At 62.8% G+C, this 16444-nt stretch carries 8 protein-coding genes, 2 tRNA genes and 2 rRNA genes; 1 reads left to right on the forward strand and 11 read right to left on the reverse strand.

Going from position 1 to position 16444, the window contains the following annotated elements:
• Positions 1-13: 13 nt before the first annotated feature.
• From ACJ7IV_RS11185 to ACJ7IV_RS11230, 10 genes are all read right to left on the reverse strand, one after another.
• Positions 14-2900 (reverse strand): 23S ribosomal RNA (locus ACJ7IV_RS11185).
• A 218-nt stretch (positions 2901-3118) separates the two neighbouring features.
• Positions 3119-3194, reverse strand: a tRNA-Ala gene (locus ACJ7IV_RS11190).
• Positions 3195-3198: 4 nt separating this feature from the next.
• Positions 3199-3275, reverse strand: a tRNA-Ile gene (locus tag ACJ7IV_RS11195).
• Positions 3276-3372: 97 nt separating this feature from the next.
• Positions 3373-4911 (reverse strand): 16S ribosomal RNA (locus ACJ7IV_RS11200).
• Together the 16S and 23S rRNA genes with 2 tRNA genes alongside form the textbook arrangement of a ribosomal RNA operon.
• Before the next feature lie 605 nt (positions 4912-5516).
• Entirely contained in the window at positions 5517-6998 is a 1482-nt protein-coding gene (locus ACJ7IV_RS11205) for a bifunctional 2-methylcitrate dehydratase/aconitate hydratase (RefSeq protein ID WP_483864452.1), read from the reverse strand.
• Between the two features lie 122 nt (positions 6999-7120).
• Entirely contained in the window at positions 7121-8299 is a 1179-nt protein-coding gene (gene prpF / locus ACJ7IV_RS11210) for a 2-methylaconitate cis-trans isomerase PrpF (RefSeq protein ID WP_483864453.1), read from the reverse strand.
• Entirely contained in the window at positions 8296-10911 is a 2616-nt protein-coding gene (gene acnD, locus ACJ7IV_RS11215; RefSeq protein ID WP_483864454.1) for a Fe/S-dependent 2-methylisocitrate dehydratase AcnD, read from the reverse strand. Before acnD ends, prpF begins: the two co-directional genes overlap by 4 nt.
• A gap of 83 nt (positions 10912-10994) precedes the next feature.
• Positions 10995-12122: a bifunctional 2-methylcitrate synthase/citrate synthase gene (gene prpC / locus ACJ7IV_RS11220; RefSeq protein ID WP_483864455.1), complete on the reverse strand. Its 1128-nt coding sequence runs from the start codon at positions 12120-12122 to the stop codon at positions 10995-10997.
• 43 nt (positions 12123-12165) lie between these two features.
• Entirely contained in the window at positions 12166-13056 is an 891-nt protein-coding gene (gene prpB / locus ACJ7IV_RS11225; protein ID WP_483864456.1) for a methylisocitrate lyase, read from the reverse strand.
• 30 nt (positions 13057-13086) lie between these two features.
• Positions 13087-13797: a GntR family transcriptional regulator gene (locus ACJ7IV_RS11230; RefSeq protein WP_483864457.1), complete on the reverse strand. Its 711-nt coding sequence runs from the start codon at positions 13795-13797 to the stop codon at positions 13087-13089.
• Between the two features lie 231 nt (positions 13798-14028).
• Between ACJ7IV_RS11230 and pabB the strand changes: the two genes are divergently transcribed.
• Positions 14029-15390, forward strand: coding sequence for an aminodeoxychorismate synthase component I (pabB, locus tag ACJ7IV_RS11235; protein WP_483864458.1), 1362 nt, complete (start codon positions 14029-14031; stop codon positions 15388-15390).
• A 17-nt stretch (positions 15391-15407) separates the two neighbouring features.
• Here the strand turns inward: pabB and cysB are convergent, their stop codons facing one another.
• On the reverse strand, positions 15408-16379 hold the full coding sequence (gene cysB / locus ACJ7IV_RS11240) for an HTH-type transcriptional regulator CysB (RefSeq protein ID WP_483864459.1): 972 nt from the start codon (positions 16377-16379) through the stop codon (positions 15408-15410).
• Positions 16380-16444: the final 65 nt, after the last annotated feature.

Here is a 16444-nt window from a genome sequence, read left to right on the forward strand (position 1 = left end):
CCTTGGGTGTTATATGGTCAAGCCTCACGGGCCATTAGTACCGGTTAGCTCAACGCCTTGCAGCGCTTCCACATCCGGCCTATCAACCAGCTGGTCTCGCTGGGCCCTTCAGGAGGCTCAAGGCCTCGGGGAGATCTCATCTTGAAGGGGGCTTCCCGCTTAGATGCCTTCAGCGGTTATCCTGTCCGCACATAGCTACCCGGCAATGCCACTGGCGTGACAACCGGAACACCAGAGGTGCGTCCACTCCGGTCCTCTCGTACTAGGAGCAGCTCTTCTCAAATCTCCAACGCCCACGGCAGATAGGGACCGAACTGTCTCACGACGTTCTAAACCCAGCTCGCGTACCACTTTAAATGGCGAACAGCCATACCCTTGGGACCGACTTCAGCCCCAGGATGTGATGAGCCGACATCGAGGTGCCAAACACCGCCGTCGATGTGAACTCTTGGGCGGTATCAGCCTGTTATCCCCGGAGTACCTTTTATCCGTTGAGCGATGGCCCTTCCATACAGAACCACCGGATCACTAGAACCTACTTTCGTACCTGCTCGACGTGTCTGTCTCGCAGTCAAGCACCCTTATGCTCTTGCACTCACTGCACGATTTCCAACCGTGCTGAGGGTACCTTCGTGCTCCTCCGTTACGCTTTGGGAGGAGACCGCCCCAGTCAAACTACCCACCACACACGGTCCTCGATCCGGATAACGGACCTGAGTTAGAACGCCAATGATGCCAGGCTGGTATTTCAAGGTTGGCTCCACCCGAACTGGCGTCCGGGTTTCCAAGCCTCCCAGCTATCCTACACAAGCAACATCAGCGTCCAGTGTGAAGCTATAGTAAAGGTTCACGGGGTCTTTCCGTCTAGCCGCGGGTACACAGCATCTTCACTGCGATTTCAATTTCACTGAGTCTCGGGTGGAGACAGCGTGGCCATCATTACGCCATTCGTGCAGGTCGGAACTTACCCGACAAGGAATTTCGCTACCTTAGGACCGTTATAGTTACGGCCGCCGTTTACCGGGGCTTCGATCAAGAGCTTCGCTTGCGCTAACACCATCACTTAACCTTCCGGCACCGGGCAGGCGTCATACCCTATACGTCCGCTTACGCGTTTGCAGAGTACTGTGTTTTTAATAAACAGTTGCAGCCACCTGGTATCTTCGACCGCCTCGTGCTCCGGCCGCAGGGCCTTCACACTAACGCGGCGTGCCTTCTCCCGAAGTTACGGCACCATTTTGCCTAGTTCCTTCACCCGAGTTCTCTCAAGCGCCTTGGGATTCTCACCCTGACCACCTGTGTCGGTTTGGGGTACGGTCCCACTGTATCTGAAGCTTAGAGGCTTTTCCTGGAAGCGTGGCATCGATGACTTCCTGACCGTGGTCAGTTCGTCTCGTCTCTCGGCCTTGAGGATCCGGATTTGCCTGAATCCTCAGCCTACTGACTTTCACCAGGACTACCAACGCCTGGCTCACCTAGCCTTCTCCGTCCCCCCATCGCAATACAGTGAGGTACGGGAATATTAACCCGTTTCCCATCGACTACGCCTTTCGGCCTCGCCTTAGGGGCCGACTCACTCTGCTCCGATTAGCGTCGAACAGAAACCCTTGGTCTTCCGGCGGGGGAGTTTTTCACTCCCCTTGTCGTTACTCATGTCAGCATTCGCACTCGTGATACCTCCAGCAGACCTCTCGATCCACCTTCATCGGCTTACACGACGCTCCTCTACCGCTCGTCATTCGACGAACCCGTAGCTTCGGTACCTGGTTTGAGCCCCGTTATATCTTCCGCGCAGGCCGACTCGACTAGTGAGCTATTACGCTTTCTTTAAAGGATGGCTGCTTCTAAGCCAACCTCCTAGCTGTCTGAGCCTTCCCACATCGTTTCCCACTTAACCAGGATTTCGGGACCTTAGCTGACGGTCTGGGTTGTTTCCCTTTTCACAACGGACGTTAGCACCCGCTGTGTGTCTCCCACGCGTCACTCACCGGTATTCGGAGTTTGCCTCGGGTTGGTAAGTCGGGATGACCCCCTAGCCGAAACAGTGCTCTACCCCCGGCGGTGCTACGTGAGGCGCTACCTAAATAGCTTTCGAGGAGAACCAGCTATCTCCGGGCTTGATTAGCCTTTCACTCCGATCCACAAGTCATCCAAATCTTTTTCAACAGATCCTGGTTCGGTCCTCCAGTTGATGTTACTCAACCTTCAACCTGCTCATGGATAGATCGCCCGGTTTCGGGTCTATTCCCAGCGACTGGTCGCCCAGTTAAGACTCGGTTTCCCTACGCCTCCCCTATACGGTTAAGCTCGCCACTGAAAATAAGTCGCTGACCCATTATACAAAAGGTACGCGGTCACATGACATGCATGCTCCCACTGCTTGTACGCATACGGTTTCAGGATCTATTTCACTCCCCTCTCCGGGGTTCTTTTCGCCTTTCCCTCACGGTACTGGTTCACTATCGGTCAGCCAGGAGTATTTAGCCTTGGAGGATGGTCCCCCCGTCTTCAGTCAAGGTTTCTCGTGCCCCGACCTACTCGATTTCACATGATCAGATTTTCGACTACGGGGCTGTCACCCACTATGGCCGCGCTTCCCAACGCGTTCGTCTAATCAGTCACATGCTTAAGGGCTGGTCCCCGTTCGCTCGCCGCTACTGGGGGAATCTCGGTTGATTTCTTTTCCTCAGGGTACTTAGATGTTTCAGTTCCCCTGGTTCGCCTCCCGACACCTATGTATTCAGTGCGGGATACCCAGCTTACACTGGGTGGGTTTCCCCATTCAGAAATGCCCGGGTCACAGGTTGTTTGCCACCTCGCCGAGCCTTATCGCAGGCTTCCACGTCTTTCATCGCCTCTGGCTGCCTAGGCATCCACCGTATGCGCTTCATCGCTTGACCATATAACCCCAAAGGGTCTGGTCCGCGATGACACACGACATTGCCGGATACGCTTGAGACGTATCTCGTGTTCCTTTCTTTCGAAAGGAACGTTTGTCAGCATGAATCACATTGTTAAAGAGCAGACTGTCAATCGACAGTCATAAACCGGTCATTGCGCTGTGCAAAGATGGCTTATGACTGCGGATCCGACCAGGTCAGACTGTGGGGATGGGAGATGGTGGAGCCTAGCGGGATCGAACCGCTGACCTCCTGCGTGCAAGGCAGGCGCTCTCCCAGCTGAGCTAAGGCCCCGAATTGGTGGGTCTGGGCAGATTTGAACTGCCGACCTCACCCTTATCAGGGGTGCGCTCTAACCAACTGAGCTACAGACCCGGCTTCCAACCACTGGGTCGGTGACCCAAACAGTCTTTTGCTCTGGTCGATCAGGTAATTCATTGTGAGCACTTGCCGACAGTCGGGGACATATCGGTAAGGAGGTGATCCAGCCGCAGGTTCCCCTACGGCTACCTTGTTACGACTTCACCCCAGTCATGAACCACACCGTGGTGATCGCCCTCCGAAGTTAGGCTAACCACTTCTGGTGCAGTCCACTCCCATGGTGTGACGGGCGGTGTGTACAAGGCCCGGGAACGTATTCACCGTGACATTCTGATTCACGATTACTAGCGATTCCGACTTCACGGAGTCGAGTTGCAGACTCCGATCCGGACTGAGACCGGCTTTTCGGGATTAGCTCCACCTCGCGGCTTCGCAACCCTTTGTACCGGCCATTGTAGCACGTGTGTAGCCCTACTCGTAAGGGCCATGATGACCTGACGTCGTCCCCACCTTCCTCCGGTTTGTCACCGGCAGTCTCCCTAGAGTTCCCACCATTACGTGCTGGCAAATAGGGACAAGGGTTGCGCTCGTTACGGGACTTAACCCAACATTTCACAACACGAGCTGACGACGGCCATGCAGCACCTGTCTGTGCGTTCCCGAAGGCACCAATCCATCTCTGGAAAGTTCGCACGATGTCAAGAGTAGGTAAGGTTCTTCGCGTTGCATCGAATTAAACCACATGCTCCACCGCTTGTGCGGGCCCCCGTCAATTCATTTGAGTTTTAACCTTGCGGCCGTACTCCCCAGGCGGTCGACTTATCGCGTTAACTGCGCCACAAAGGTCACAAGGACCCCAACGGCTAGTCGACATCGTTTACGGCGTGGACTACCAGGGTATCTAATCCTGTTTGCTACCCACGCTTTCGCACCTCAGCGTCAGTGTCAGTCCAGAAGGCCGCCTTCGCCACTGGTATTCCTCCCGATCTCTACGCATTTCACCGCTACACCGGGAATTCTACCTTCCTCTCCTGCACTCTAGCCTGACAGTTCCGGATGCCGTTCCCAGGTTGAGCCCGGGGCTTTCACAACCGGCTTATCACGCCGCCTACGCGCGCTTTACGCCCAGTAATTCCGATTAACGCTCGCACCCTCCGTATTACCGCGGCTGCTGGCACGGAGTTAGCCGGTGCTTCTTCTGTGGGTGATGTCCTCCCTCGAGGGTATTGGCCCCGAGGATTTCTTCCCCACTGAAAGTGCTTTACAACCCGAAAGCCTTCTTCACACACGCGGCATGGCTGGATCAGGCTTTCGCCCATTGTCCAATATTCCCCACTGCTGCCTCCCGTAGGAGTTCGGGCCGTGTCTCAGTCCCGATGTGGCTGATCATCCTCTCAGACCAGCTACGGATCGCGGCCTTGGTGAGCCATTACCTCACCAACTAGCTAATCCGACATAGGCTCATCCGATAGCGCAAGGTCCGAAGATCCCCTGCTTTCTCCCGTAGGACGTATGCGGTATTAGCCTGGGTTTCCCCAGGTTATCCCCCACTACCGGGCAGATTCCTATGCATTACTCACCCGTCCGCCGCTCGACGCCTGGAAGCAAGCTTCCATCGTTTCCGCTCGACTTGCATGTGTTAGGCCTGCCGCCAGCGTTCAATCTGAGCCATGATCAAACTCTTCAGTTTAAGATCATAAGTGCTTGAAGTAGCACCAAACTTGGCTCAAGGTTCAAACGTTCTCAAATAGATCCGAAGATCTATGACGAGTCGCTTGCCTTGATGGTTCAATGATATGGATCACCGAGCCATCGACAAGCGCCCACATGAATTACCTGATCGATTGTTAAAGAGCGGCTTCAAACCCTATTGGGTGAAGCGTCTCGCCTGCTGCCGGCCGGAGCGAACTCCGTGTCGCCAGCGCCCTGCGAGGAAGGCGTATTCTACCGATTCGCGTCAGCGTGTCAAGCGGTGGTTGGCGATGCGCTGCATCCCGTCCGTTTTTCCGCTGACCGCCTATCTCTTCCTGCCGAGATGGCTGCGAATCCAGTGGCGCACATTCTACCGAACGTGCCGTGATTGTCAATCGGAATGTTTCGAAGCGATTCGAAAAACTCCAAGCAGAACAATCACTTCTGCCACCTCCACCACCTGCAACGTGTGCCCGTCGCCGGCAGCGGATGCGTACTTTACGGCTTTCTCCGGCGGCGTGCAAGACCCTACAGATAAAAATGTAGTCCAGTTACACGCCAGGGGCCATGGCCCCGTTGGAAAGCATGTCGCTTCCTGCGCCATCAGATTACCAGCAGGTCCATGAAACGCTGAACAGGAGTCGACTCCAGTCTCTGCCGATCCTGGCAAAGCGCGAGTACCGTCTCGCTGCGCGAACGAGGGAACCGCGTCTCGAGGTTGCGCCGGAACTTGGCCTCCAGCACAGGGATACCTTCCTCACGCCGCCGCCGATGGCCGATGGGGTACTCCACGGCGACCTGGTCGGTAGAGGTGCCATTGGTGAAGAAGACCTGGATGGCGTTGGCGATGGAGCGCTTGTCGGGGTCCAGATAGTCACGCGTATAGCGCGGCTCCTCCACCACCTCCATCTTCGCCCGCAGGGCATCGATCTCGGGGTGTGCGGCGTGGAAGTCATCTTCGTAGTGTTCGGCGGTCAGCTCGCCAAGAATCAGCGGCACCGCGGTCATGTACTGCAGGCAGTGGTCACGATCCGCCGGGTTGGCCAGGTCGCCCTCCTTGGAGATGATACGGATTGCTGATTCATGTGTGGTGATCACGACCCGCTCGATCTCGTCGATTCGCCCCTTCACCTCGGGGTGCAAGGTCACCGCCGCTTCACAGGCTGTCTGGGCATGGAACTCCGCCGGGAACGAGAGCTTGAAGAGGATGTTCTCCATCACGTAGCTGCCGAAATCGCGCTGGAATCGGAAGCGGCGCTCCCACTCGGGCTTGGTGGCCAGGTCGCGGTTGGTATGGCTGAACAGCACGTCATAGAAGCCCCACTGGGGGGCGCTGAGCGCACCGGGGACGCCCATCTCGCCGCGCAGCGCGATATCCGCCAGGCGCACTGCTCGGGAGGTGGCATCCCCCGCCGCCCAGCTCTTGCGTGACCCGGCGTTGGGCGCATGACGATAGGTGCGCAGGCTCTGTCCATCGACCCAGGCGTGGGAGAGTGCCGAGAGCAGCTGCTCGCGATCGGCACCCAGCATCCTCGCCGCCACTGCGGTGGAGGCCACCTTGACCAGCACCACATGGTCGAGCCCCACCCGGTTGAAGGAGTTCTCCAGCGCCAGCACCCCCTGGATCTCGTGGGCCATGATCATCGCCTCGAGGACGTCGCGCATCGTAAGCGGCGCCTCGCCCTGGGCCACCCGCTTCTGGGAGAGGTGGTCGGCTACGGCCAGGATGGCCCCCAGGTTGTCCGAGGGGTGTCCCCACTCCGCGGCCAGCCAGGTGTCGTTGTAATCGAGCCAGCGCACTATGGCGCCGATATCCCAGGCCGCCTTCACCGGATCCAGGCGGAAGGAGGTGCCGGGCACCCGGGCACCATGGGGCACCACGGTGCCTTCCACCAGCGGGCCGAGGTGCTTGGTGCACTCGGGAAAACGCAGCGCCAGCAGGCCGCAACCCAGCGTATCCATCAGACAGTGCCTGGCGGTATCCCAGGCCTCATCGCTCTCGATACGGTAGCCCAGCACATAGTCGGCGATTTTCTGCAGCTCGGCGTCGTAGTCCGGCCGCACATTGGCTTCCACGGTACTCATGAACTTCTCCTGTCACCTTGTCGAGCAAACGCCCTTGATGCGTGACCCTCACTATAGAAGACGCCCCGGGTCCTGGACCCGGGGCGTCTTTATCTTTCGGCAGGCCCCTGACCAGGCAGGCCCTAGAAACTGTCGCCGGGGACGCGCACCCAGCCCTCCATCAGCACCCGGGCACTGCGGCTCATCACCGCCTCGTCGATCACCCAGCGACCATCCACCAGGCTCGCCTCGGCGCCGACCCGCAGGCTGCCCGAGGGATGCCCGAAGGTGACGGCGTTACGCTTGCCGCCGCCGGCGGCCAGGTTGACCAGGGTGCCCTCGATGGCCGCGGCCGAGGCGATGGCCACCGCCGCGGTGCCCATCATGGCGTGGTGCAGCTTGCCCATGGAGAGCGCGCGCACCACCAGGTCGATATCATCGGCCTTCACCTGCTTGCCGCTGGAGGCGAGATAGTCTGCCGGCGGCGCCACGAAGGCCACCTTGGGGGTGTGCTGGCGGGCCGCGGCCTCGGTCACCTCCTTGATCAGCCCCATCTTCACCGCCCCATGGGCGCGAATGGTCTCGAACTTCTCCAGCGCCGCGGCGTCGCCGTTGATCGACTCCTGCAGCTCGGTGCCGGTATAGCCGAGTTCGTCCGCATTCAGGAAGACGGTCGGGATGCCGGCGTTGATCAGGGTCGCCTTGAGGGTGCCGACACCGGGCACCTCCAGCTCATCCACCAGGTTGCCGGTGGGGAAGATGGCGCCCTCGCCGTCCGCCGGGTCCTTGAAGGCCACCTGCACCTCGGCGGCAGGAAAGGTGACCCCGTCCAGCTCGAAGTCACCGGTCTCCTGCACCTCGCCGTCCCGGATCGGCACCCGGGAGACGATGGTCTTGCCGATATTGGCCTGCCAGATGCGCACCTCCGCTTCGCCGTTCTCGGGAATGCGCGCCGGGTCCACCAGACCATTGCTGATCGCGAAGGGCCCCACTGCCGCGGAGAGGTTGCCGCAGTTGCCGCTCCAGTCGACGAAGGCCTTGTCGATGGCGACCTGGCCGAACAGGTAGTCCACGTCGTGGTCGGGGCTCTCGCTCTTCGAGAGAATCACCGTCTTGCTGGTGCTGGAGGTGGCCCCGCCCATGCCGTCGATCTGCTTCTGGTAGGGGTCGGGACTGCCGATCACTCGCATCAGCAGGCGATCGCGAGCCTCGCCCGGCACCTGCGCGGCCTCGGGCAGGTCAGTCAGCTTGAAGAACACACCCTTGCTGGTCCCGCCACGCATATAGGTGGCGTGGATCCGGATCTGAGGAACCTGGCTCATGCGCTCGCCACCTCCGAGGACTCCAGGAAGTCCTTGGCGAAGCGCTGCAATACGCCGCCGGCGGAGTAGATGGTGACTTCCTCGGCGGTATCCAGGCGGCAGGTCACCGGTACGCGATCGACCTCACCGGTCTTGCGGTGGATCACCAGCTCCAGGGTCGCGCCTGGCGCCGGCTTGCCCTCGACGTCATAGGTCTCGGTGCCGTCGAGCTGCAGGGTGTGACGGGTGGTGCCTTCCTTGAACTGCAGCGGCATCACGCCCATACCGATCAGGTTGGTGCGGTGGATGCGCTCGAAGCCCTCGGCGACGATCGCCTCGACCCCGGCCAGGGCCACGCCCTTGGCCGCCCAGTCACGGGAGGAGCCCTGGCCATAGTCGGCACCGGCGATGACGATCAGCGGCTGCTTGCGCTCCATGTAGGTCTCGATGGCCTCCCACATGCGAGTCACCTGACCTTCCGGCTCGATGCGTGCCAGCGACCCCTGCCGAACCTCACCGTTCTCGTCGCGCACCATCTCGTTGAAGAGCTTGGGGTTGGCCAGAGTGGCCCGCAGGGCGGTGAGGTGGTCGCCGCGGTGGGTGGCGTAGGAATTGAAGTCCTCCTCCGGCAGGCCCATCTTGTGCAGATACTCCCCCGCCGCGCTGTCCATCATGATGGCGTTGGACGGTGACAGGTGGTCGGTGGTGATGTTGTCCGGCAGGATCGCCAGCGGCCGCATGCCCTTGAGCTCACGCACGGCCGCCATGTTGCCCTCCCAGTAGGGCGGGCGGCGGATGTAGGTGCTCTGGGGGCGCCAGTCGTAGAGCGGACTCTCGGCCTTCTCGAAGGCGTCCAGGTCGAACATCGGGATATAGACCTGCTTGAACTGCTCGGGCTTGACGAACTCGCCGACGATGGCATCGATCTCCTCGTCGGAGGGCCACAGGTCCTTGAGGGTCACCGGGTTGCCGTCGTGATCGGTACCCAGCACATCCTTCTCGATGTCGAAACGCACGGTCCCCGCGATGGCGTAGGCCACCACCAGCGCCGGAGAGGCCAGAAAGGCCTGCTTGGCATAGGGGTGGATGCGGCCGTCGAAGTTGCGGTTGCCGGAGAGCACCGCGGTGGCATAGAGGTCGCGGTCGATGATCTCCTGCTGGATCTTGGGATCGAGCGCCCCGGACATGCCGTTACAGGTGGTACAGGCGTAGGCGACGATGCCGAAGCCGAGCTTCTCCAGCTCCGGCAGCAGCCCGGCCTCCTCCAGGTAGAGGCGCGCCACCTTCGAGCCGGGCGCGAAGGAGCTCTTCACCCAAGGCTTGCGCGTCAGGCCCAGTTCATTGGCCTTCTTGGCCAGCAGGGCGGCACCCACCACGTTGCGCGGGTTGGAGGTGTTGGTGCAGCTGGTGATGGCGGCGATGATCACCGCGCCATCGGGCATCTTGCCCTCCCTCTCCTCCGCCTGGGCCTTGTCGTAGTCCACGGCGATGCCGCGGTCATGCAGGGCGCTGGTGGGCAGGCGACGGTGCGGGTTGGAGGGACCCGCCAGGTTGCGCTCCACGCTGGACAGGTCGAAGGTCAGCACCCGCTCGTACTGGGCACCGGCCAGGCTGTCTGCCCACAGGCCGGTCTGCTTGGCGTAGGTCTCGACCAGCTCGACCTGCTCCGGCTCGCGGCCGGTCAGCGTCAGGTAGTCGATGGTCTGCTCGTCGATATAGAACATCGCCGCAGTCGCCCCGTACTCGGGCGTCATGTTGGAGATGGTGGCCCGGTCGCCGATGGTAAGGGTCTTGGCCCCCTCGCCAAAGAACTCGAGATACGCCCCCACCACGCGCTCGCGGCGCAGGAACTCGGTGATCGCCAGCACGATATCAGTGGCGGTGATGCCGGGCTTGGGCTTGCCGGTCAACTCCACGCCGACGATGTCGGGCAGGCGCATCATGGAGGGACGGCCCAGCATCACGGTCTCGGCCTCGAGGCCACCGACGCCGACGGCGATGACGCCCAGGCAGTCGATATGCGGGGTATGGCTGTCGGTGCCCACACAGGTGTCGGGGTAGGCCACACCGTCGCGGGCCTGGACCACCGGCGACATCTTCTCCAGGTTGATCTGGTGCATGATGCCGTTACCGGCGGGGATCACGTCGACGTTCTCGAAGGCGGTCTTGGTCCACTCGATGAAGTGGAAGCGATCCTCGTTGCGACGATCCTCGATGGCGCGGTTCTTGTCGAAGGCGTCCGCCTCGAAGCCGGCATGCTCCACGGCCAGGGAGTGGTCGACGATCAGCTGGGTCGGCACCACCGGGTTGACCTTAGCGGGGTCCCCGCCCTGCTCGGCGATGGCGTCACGCAGGCCGGCCAGGTCGACGAGTGCCGTCTGGCCGAGGATGTCATGGCAAACCACCCGGGCCGGGTACCAAGGGAAGTCCAGGTCGCGACGGCGTTCGATCAGCTGCTTGAGCGAGTCGGTGAGCATCTCCGGCTCGCAGCGGCGCACCAGCTGCTCGGCCAGTACCCGCGAGGTATAGGGAAGGGTGTCATAGGCACCGGGCTGGATCTCCTCGACGGCCGCACGCACGTCGAAGTAGTCCAGCTCGGTGCCGGGAAGCGGTTTACGGTAGTCGGTATTCATGGCGTGAGGGGTCTCTTGCAGGCGTCGGAGAAGGGGGAAGAAGGCCGGACGGCCAGGTCGGGCCGTCCGGGGGCGGTGATCGATCAGTCGCGCTGCTCGATCGGCACCCACTCGCTCTTCTCCGGGCCGATGTAGTCGGCACTCGGGCGAATGATGCGGTTGTTGGCGCGCTGCTCGAAGACATGGGCACACCAGCCGGTGACCCGCGAGCAGACGAAGATCGGGGTGAACAGCTTGGTGGGGATGTCCATGAAGTGGTAGGCGCTGGCGTGGAAGAAGTCGGCGTTGCAGAACAGCTTCTTCTCGCGCCACATCACCGCCTCGACGCGCTCGGAGACCGGGTAGAGCACGCTGTCGCCGACGTCCTCGGAAAGTTTCTTCGACCACTCCTTGATGATCGCGTTGCGCGGGTCGGACTCGCGATAGATCGCGTGGCCGAAGCCCATGATCTTGTCCTTGCGCTCGAGCATGCCGAGGATCTTGCTCTCGGCCTCTTCCGGGGACTTCCAGTCCTCGATCATCTCCATGGCCGCCTCGTTGGCACCACCATGCAGCGGGCCGCGCAGGGAGCCGATGGCGCCGGTCACGCAGGAGTGCATATCGGAAAGGGTCGAGGCGCAGACGCGTGCGGTGAAGGTCGAGGCGTTGAACTCGTGCTCGGCATAGAGGATCAGTGAGACGTTCATCACCCGGGCGTGCAGCTCGGAGGCCGGCTCGCCGCGCAGCATGTGCAGGAAGTGGCCACCCACCGACTCGTCGTCGGTCTCGGTCTCGATACGCACGCCATCGTGGCTGAAGCGGTACCAGTAGCAGATGATCGACGGCAGCACGGCCAGCAGGCGGTCGGAGACGTCCTGCTGCTCATCGAAGCTCTGCTCGGTCTCCAGGTTGCCCAGCATGGAGGCGCCGGTGCGCATCACGTCCATGGGGTGGGCATCCTTCGGGATCTGCTCGAGCACGGTGCGGAGTTCGGCGGGCAGGCCGCGCAGGCCCTTGAGCTTGGTGATGTAGGCGTCGAGCTCGGCCTGGTTGGGCAGCTTGCCCTTGAGCAGCAGGTAGGCCACTTCCTCGAACTTCGCCTTCTCCGCCAGCTCCTTGATGTCGAAGCCGCGGTAGGTCAGGCCCGAGCCGGTCTTGCCGACGGTGCACAGGGCGGTGGTGCCGGCGCTCTGGCCGCGCAGGCCTGCGCCACTAACGGGTTTATCAGCCATGTTCTCTCTCCTCTTGAATGGTGTTTCCGGCGTGGGGCGCGTCTCAGGCGTCGCTGCCCTTCTCGACGAAGAGGGCATCGAGCTTCTGCTCGAAGCTGTGGTAGTTGAGGAAGTCGTAGAGCTCGTCGCGGGTCTGCATCATGTCGACCACGTCACGCTGATGGCCGTTGTCGTGAATGCTCTGGTAGACCTTGAGCGCCGCCGCGTTCATGGCGCGGAAGGCGGACAGCGGATAGAGCACCATGCGGCAGCCCACCTCGGCCAGCTCCTGCTGGGAGAACAGCGGGGTGGCACCGAACTCGGTGATATTGGCCAGGATCGGCGCATCGACGCGCTCGCAGAAGGCGCGATAGTCGTCGAGAGTGTGCACCGCCTCGGCGAAGATGGCGTCGGCACCCGCCTCGATGCAGGCCTGGGAGCGCTCGATGGCGGCATCCAGCCCATCCTTCTGGAAGGCATCGGTACGGGCGATCAGGTAGAAGTCCGGATCGATGCGCGCATCGGCGGCGGCTTTGACGCGGTCGACCATCTCCTGCTGGGAGACGATGGCCTTGTTGGGACGGTGACCACAGCGCTTCTGGGCCACCTGGTCCTCGAGGTGCACGGCGGCGACGCCGGCACGCTGCATCTCCTTGACGGTGCGAGCGATGTTGAAGGCCCCACCCCAGCCGGTATCGATATCCACCAGCAACGGCAGGTCGGTGGCGCCGCAGATGCGGTGGGCGTCCTCGACCACGTCGTTCATGGTGGTCATGCCCAGGTCCGGCAGACCGAAGGAGGCGTTGGCCACGCCGCCGCCGGAGAGGTAGATGGCCTGGTGGCCCACGCGTTCGGCCATCATGGCGGTATAGGCGTTGATGGTACCGACGATGGACAGCGGGCGATTGGCCTCGAGGGCGGCGCGGAAGCGAGCGCCGGGAGTCTGCTGGGTCATGGTGTTTCTCCTGTGGTATCCGGTAAGGGGTCAGGCAGTGGTCTCTTCCAGCTCCCTGAGGGAAGCGGCGTAGCGATCAACGACATTGGCCCGGGAGGCGCTGACATGGCGTCGCATCAGCAGTTCGGCGAGCTCGGCGTCGCCGGCCTCGATGGCATCGACGATGCGATGGTGCTCGACGAAAGCGCGCTGGGGGCGTGAGCCACTGGCGCTGAACTGGGTGCGGTAGAGCCGCACCAGGTAATAGAGGTCATCGCAGAGCATGGTCACCAGCATGCGATTGTGGCTGCCCTGGACGATGCGGTAGTGGAAGTCCAGGTCACCCTCGCGCTGGAAGTAGGCTTCACCCTTCTTGAGGTCGGCCTGGCGCTCGTGCATCGCGAGCACCTCACGCAGCCCGGCGATCTCCTCGGCGGTCATGTGCTCGGCCGCCAGGCGGGCGGCCATGCTCTCCAGGGCCTCACGCACGTCGAACAGCTCGAGCAGCTCCTTCATGGAGAGCTTTACCACCCGGGCGCCGACGTGGGGCACCCGCTCGATCAGGCGGTGCGCCTCGAGGCGGCGCATCGCCTCGCGCAGCGGCCCACGGGAGATGCCATAGGTGCGTGACAGGCCAGGCTCGGTGATCTTGCTGCCGGGTGCCATCTCGCCGCGGACGATGGCATCCTGCAGCTGCTGGAAGACGCGCTCGGCGAGGGTACGCACCTCGGGGCTGGTCGATTCGGCTTCGGCTGGCTTCATGATGATTGTCGACAATTATGGGATGAGCGAAGAGTAGCCATTGCCCGTCCTCGGGTCAACATGGCGTCACGGCCGAACGGTACGTCTTTGGTTGTAGACAACCCAGCCTTGCCGGCTCCAGATGTCGACAATGCGGTCGGCAGCGTTGAGTCCGCCAGCGCCCCGCAACGAGGACAGCGGCGCCCTCGGCGCCTAGAATGGGCGCCCCCTCTGTATAGGCCCGTCCCGTCGATGAGCTCACCACTCCAGATCACGCCGCACCCCTATCGGCCCACCCCGCTCTCCGCCTTCGCGCGCCTGCGCCGAAGGCCCGGTGCCGTGCTGCTGGACAGTGGCCGTCCGGAGGCACCGGGGGGACGCTACGACATCCTGTCGAGCGACCCCCTGGCAGCGCTTGAGGTGGATGAGGCGGGCCGGGTCGACGGCGTGCCGGAGCTTCGGGACCTCTCCCCCTTTGCCGCCCAGCAGGCGCTGCTCGAGCGACTCCCCGCGACCCGGCCGCTACCGGCGAGCGAACTGCCCTTCCTGGGCGGGCTGATCGGCTACTGGAGCTATGACCTCGGCTATCAGCTGGAGCCGGTGGGGCAACGTGCCCGCCGTGCCGTGGCGCTGCCGGCCAGCCGGGTGGGCCTCTATGACTGGGCGCTGATCCAGGATCACCAGCGTGGCGAGGCCTGGCTGGTGGCCACTCCCGAGCGCCGCCGCCAGGCCCTCGAATGGCTGAACGCCGCTCCCGCCGCCGGGAACGACTGCCACCTGACGGCCCCGTTTGCCGCCGAGCTCGACCGCGACGCCTATCTGGACCGCTTCGATGCTGTGCAGCGCTATATCCGCGCCGGCGACTGCTACCAGGTCAACCTGGCCCAGCGCTTCAGCGCGCCCTACGAAGGCGACCTGTGGGCGGCCTATCGACGGCTGCGCACGGCCACCCCGACGCCCTATGCTGGCTTCATGGCCTGGCCCTCCGCACATGGCGAGCAGGCGATCCTCTCGCTGTCACCGGAACGCTTCCTGGCGTGCCGTGATGGCCAGGTGGAGACCCGCCCCATCAAGGGCACCCGACCACGCGGCGACACCCCGGGGAGCGACGCCCGCCTGGCCGCCGAACTCGAGGGGAGCCTGAAGGATCGCGCCGAGAACGTGATGATCGTCGACCTGCTGCGCAACGACCTGGGGCGCAGTTGTCGCCCCGGCACGGTACGAGTGCCACAACTGTGCGGCCTGGAGAGCTACACCAACGTCCATCACCTGGTCAGCGTGGTCACCGGCACGCTTGCCGACGGACGCACGCCGCTGGAGCTGCTGGCGGGCGCCTTCCCCGGTGGCTCCATCACCGGAGCGCCCAAGGTGCGGGCCATGCAGATCATCGACGAGCTGGAGCCGAGTCGGCGCAGTGTCTACTGCGGCAGCCTCGGCTATGTGGATACCCGTGGCCACATGGACACCTCCATCGCCATCCGCAGCGCGGTGGCGGACGGCGGCCGCCTGCACCTGTGGGGCGGTGGCGGCCTGGTGGCCGACTCGGAGGGCGAGGCGGAGTATCAGGAGACCTGGGACAAGATCCGCCACCTGATGGCGGCGCTGGCGGGATAGACGCCGCGGGGGATAGCTCAGCGCAGCGGCAGCTCGATCCCCTCGAACAGGGCTCGCTCGTGGCGCGGCCCGGCGGCCAGGGCGGCATCCACCAAGTCACGCTCCAGGTGGGGGGCAAACCCCTTGAGGAAGTCGTACATATAGCCGCGCATGAAGGTGCCGCGGCGGATACCGATCTTGGTAGTGGAACTCGCGAACAGGTGGCCGGCGTCCAGCGCCACCAGGTCGGTGTCGTGCTCCGGATCCACCGCCATGTGCGCGACGATCCCTACCCCGAGGCCCAGACGCACATAGGTCTTGATCACATCCGCATCGGCGGCGGTCAGCACCACGTTGGGGGTAAGTCCCCTGTCACGGAAGGCATCGTCGAGCTGGGAACGGCCGGTGAAGCCGAACACGTAGGTGACCAGCGGATGGCGCGCGATGGCCTCCAGGGTCAGCTCGCCCTCCTCGGCCAGGGGGTGTCCCTGGGGCACCAGGATGCAGCGGTTCCAGCGGTAGCAGGGCAGCAGCACCAGGTCGTTGAACAGCTCCAGTGATTCGGTGGCGATGGCGAAGTCGGCCTGGCCATCGCTGACCATCTGGGCGATCTGCTTGGGCGTGCCCTGCTGCATATGCAGGGCCACGTCGGGGTACTGGCGCGTGAACTCTCGGATCACCGGCGGCAGCGCGTAGCGCGCCTGGGTGTGGGTGGTGGCCACCGACAGGCTGCCGCGGCGTTCGTCGCTGAACTCCTGTGCCACCTCCTTGATATTGTCGGTCAGCCGCAGCACCTCGCCGGCCAGCTCGACGATCGCCTGCCCCGCCGGGGTGACCCGGGTCAGGTGCTTGCCGCTGCGGGCGAAGATCTCGACCCCCAACTCGTCCTCGAGCAGGCGGATCTGCTTAGAGATTCCGGGCTGCGAGGTAAACAGGCTCTGGGCAGTGGCCGAGACGTTCAGGTTGTGGCGAGTGACTTCCCAGACGTAGCGCAGCTGCTGTAGTTTCATGGCGACTCTCCCATGCCGCCCCATTCGGCTGGAGGGCGTCGAAGCGGTGAAAAAAGGAATATCAA

The organism is Halomonas sp. C10-5 (assembly GCF_057169305.1).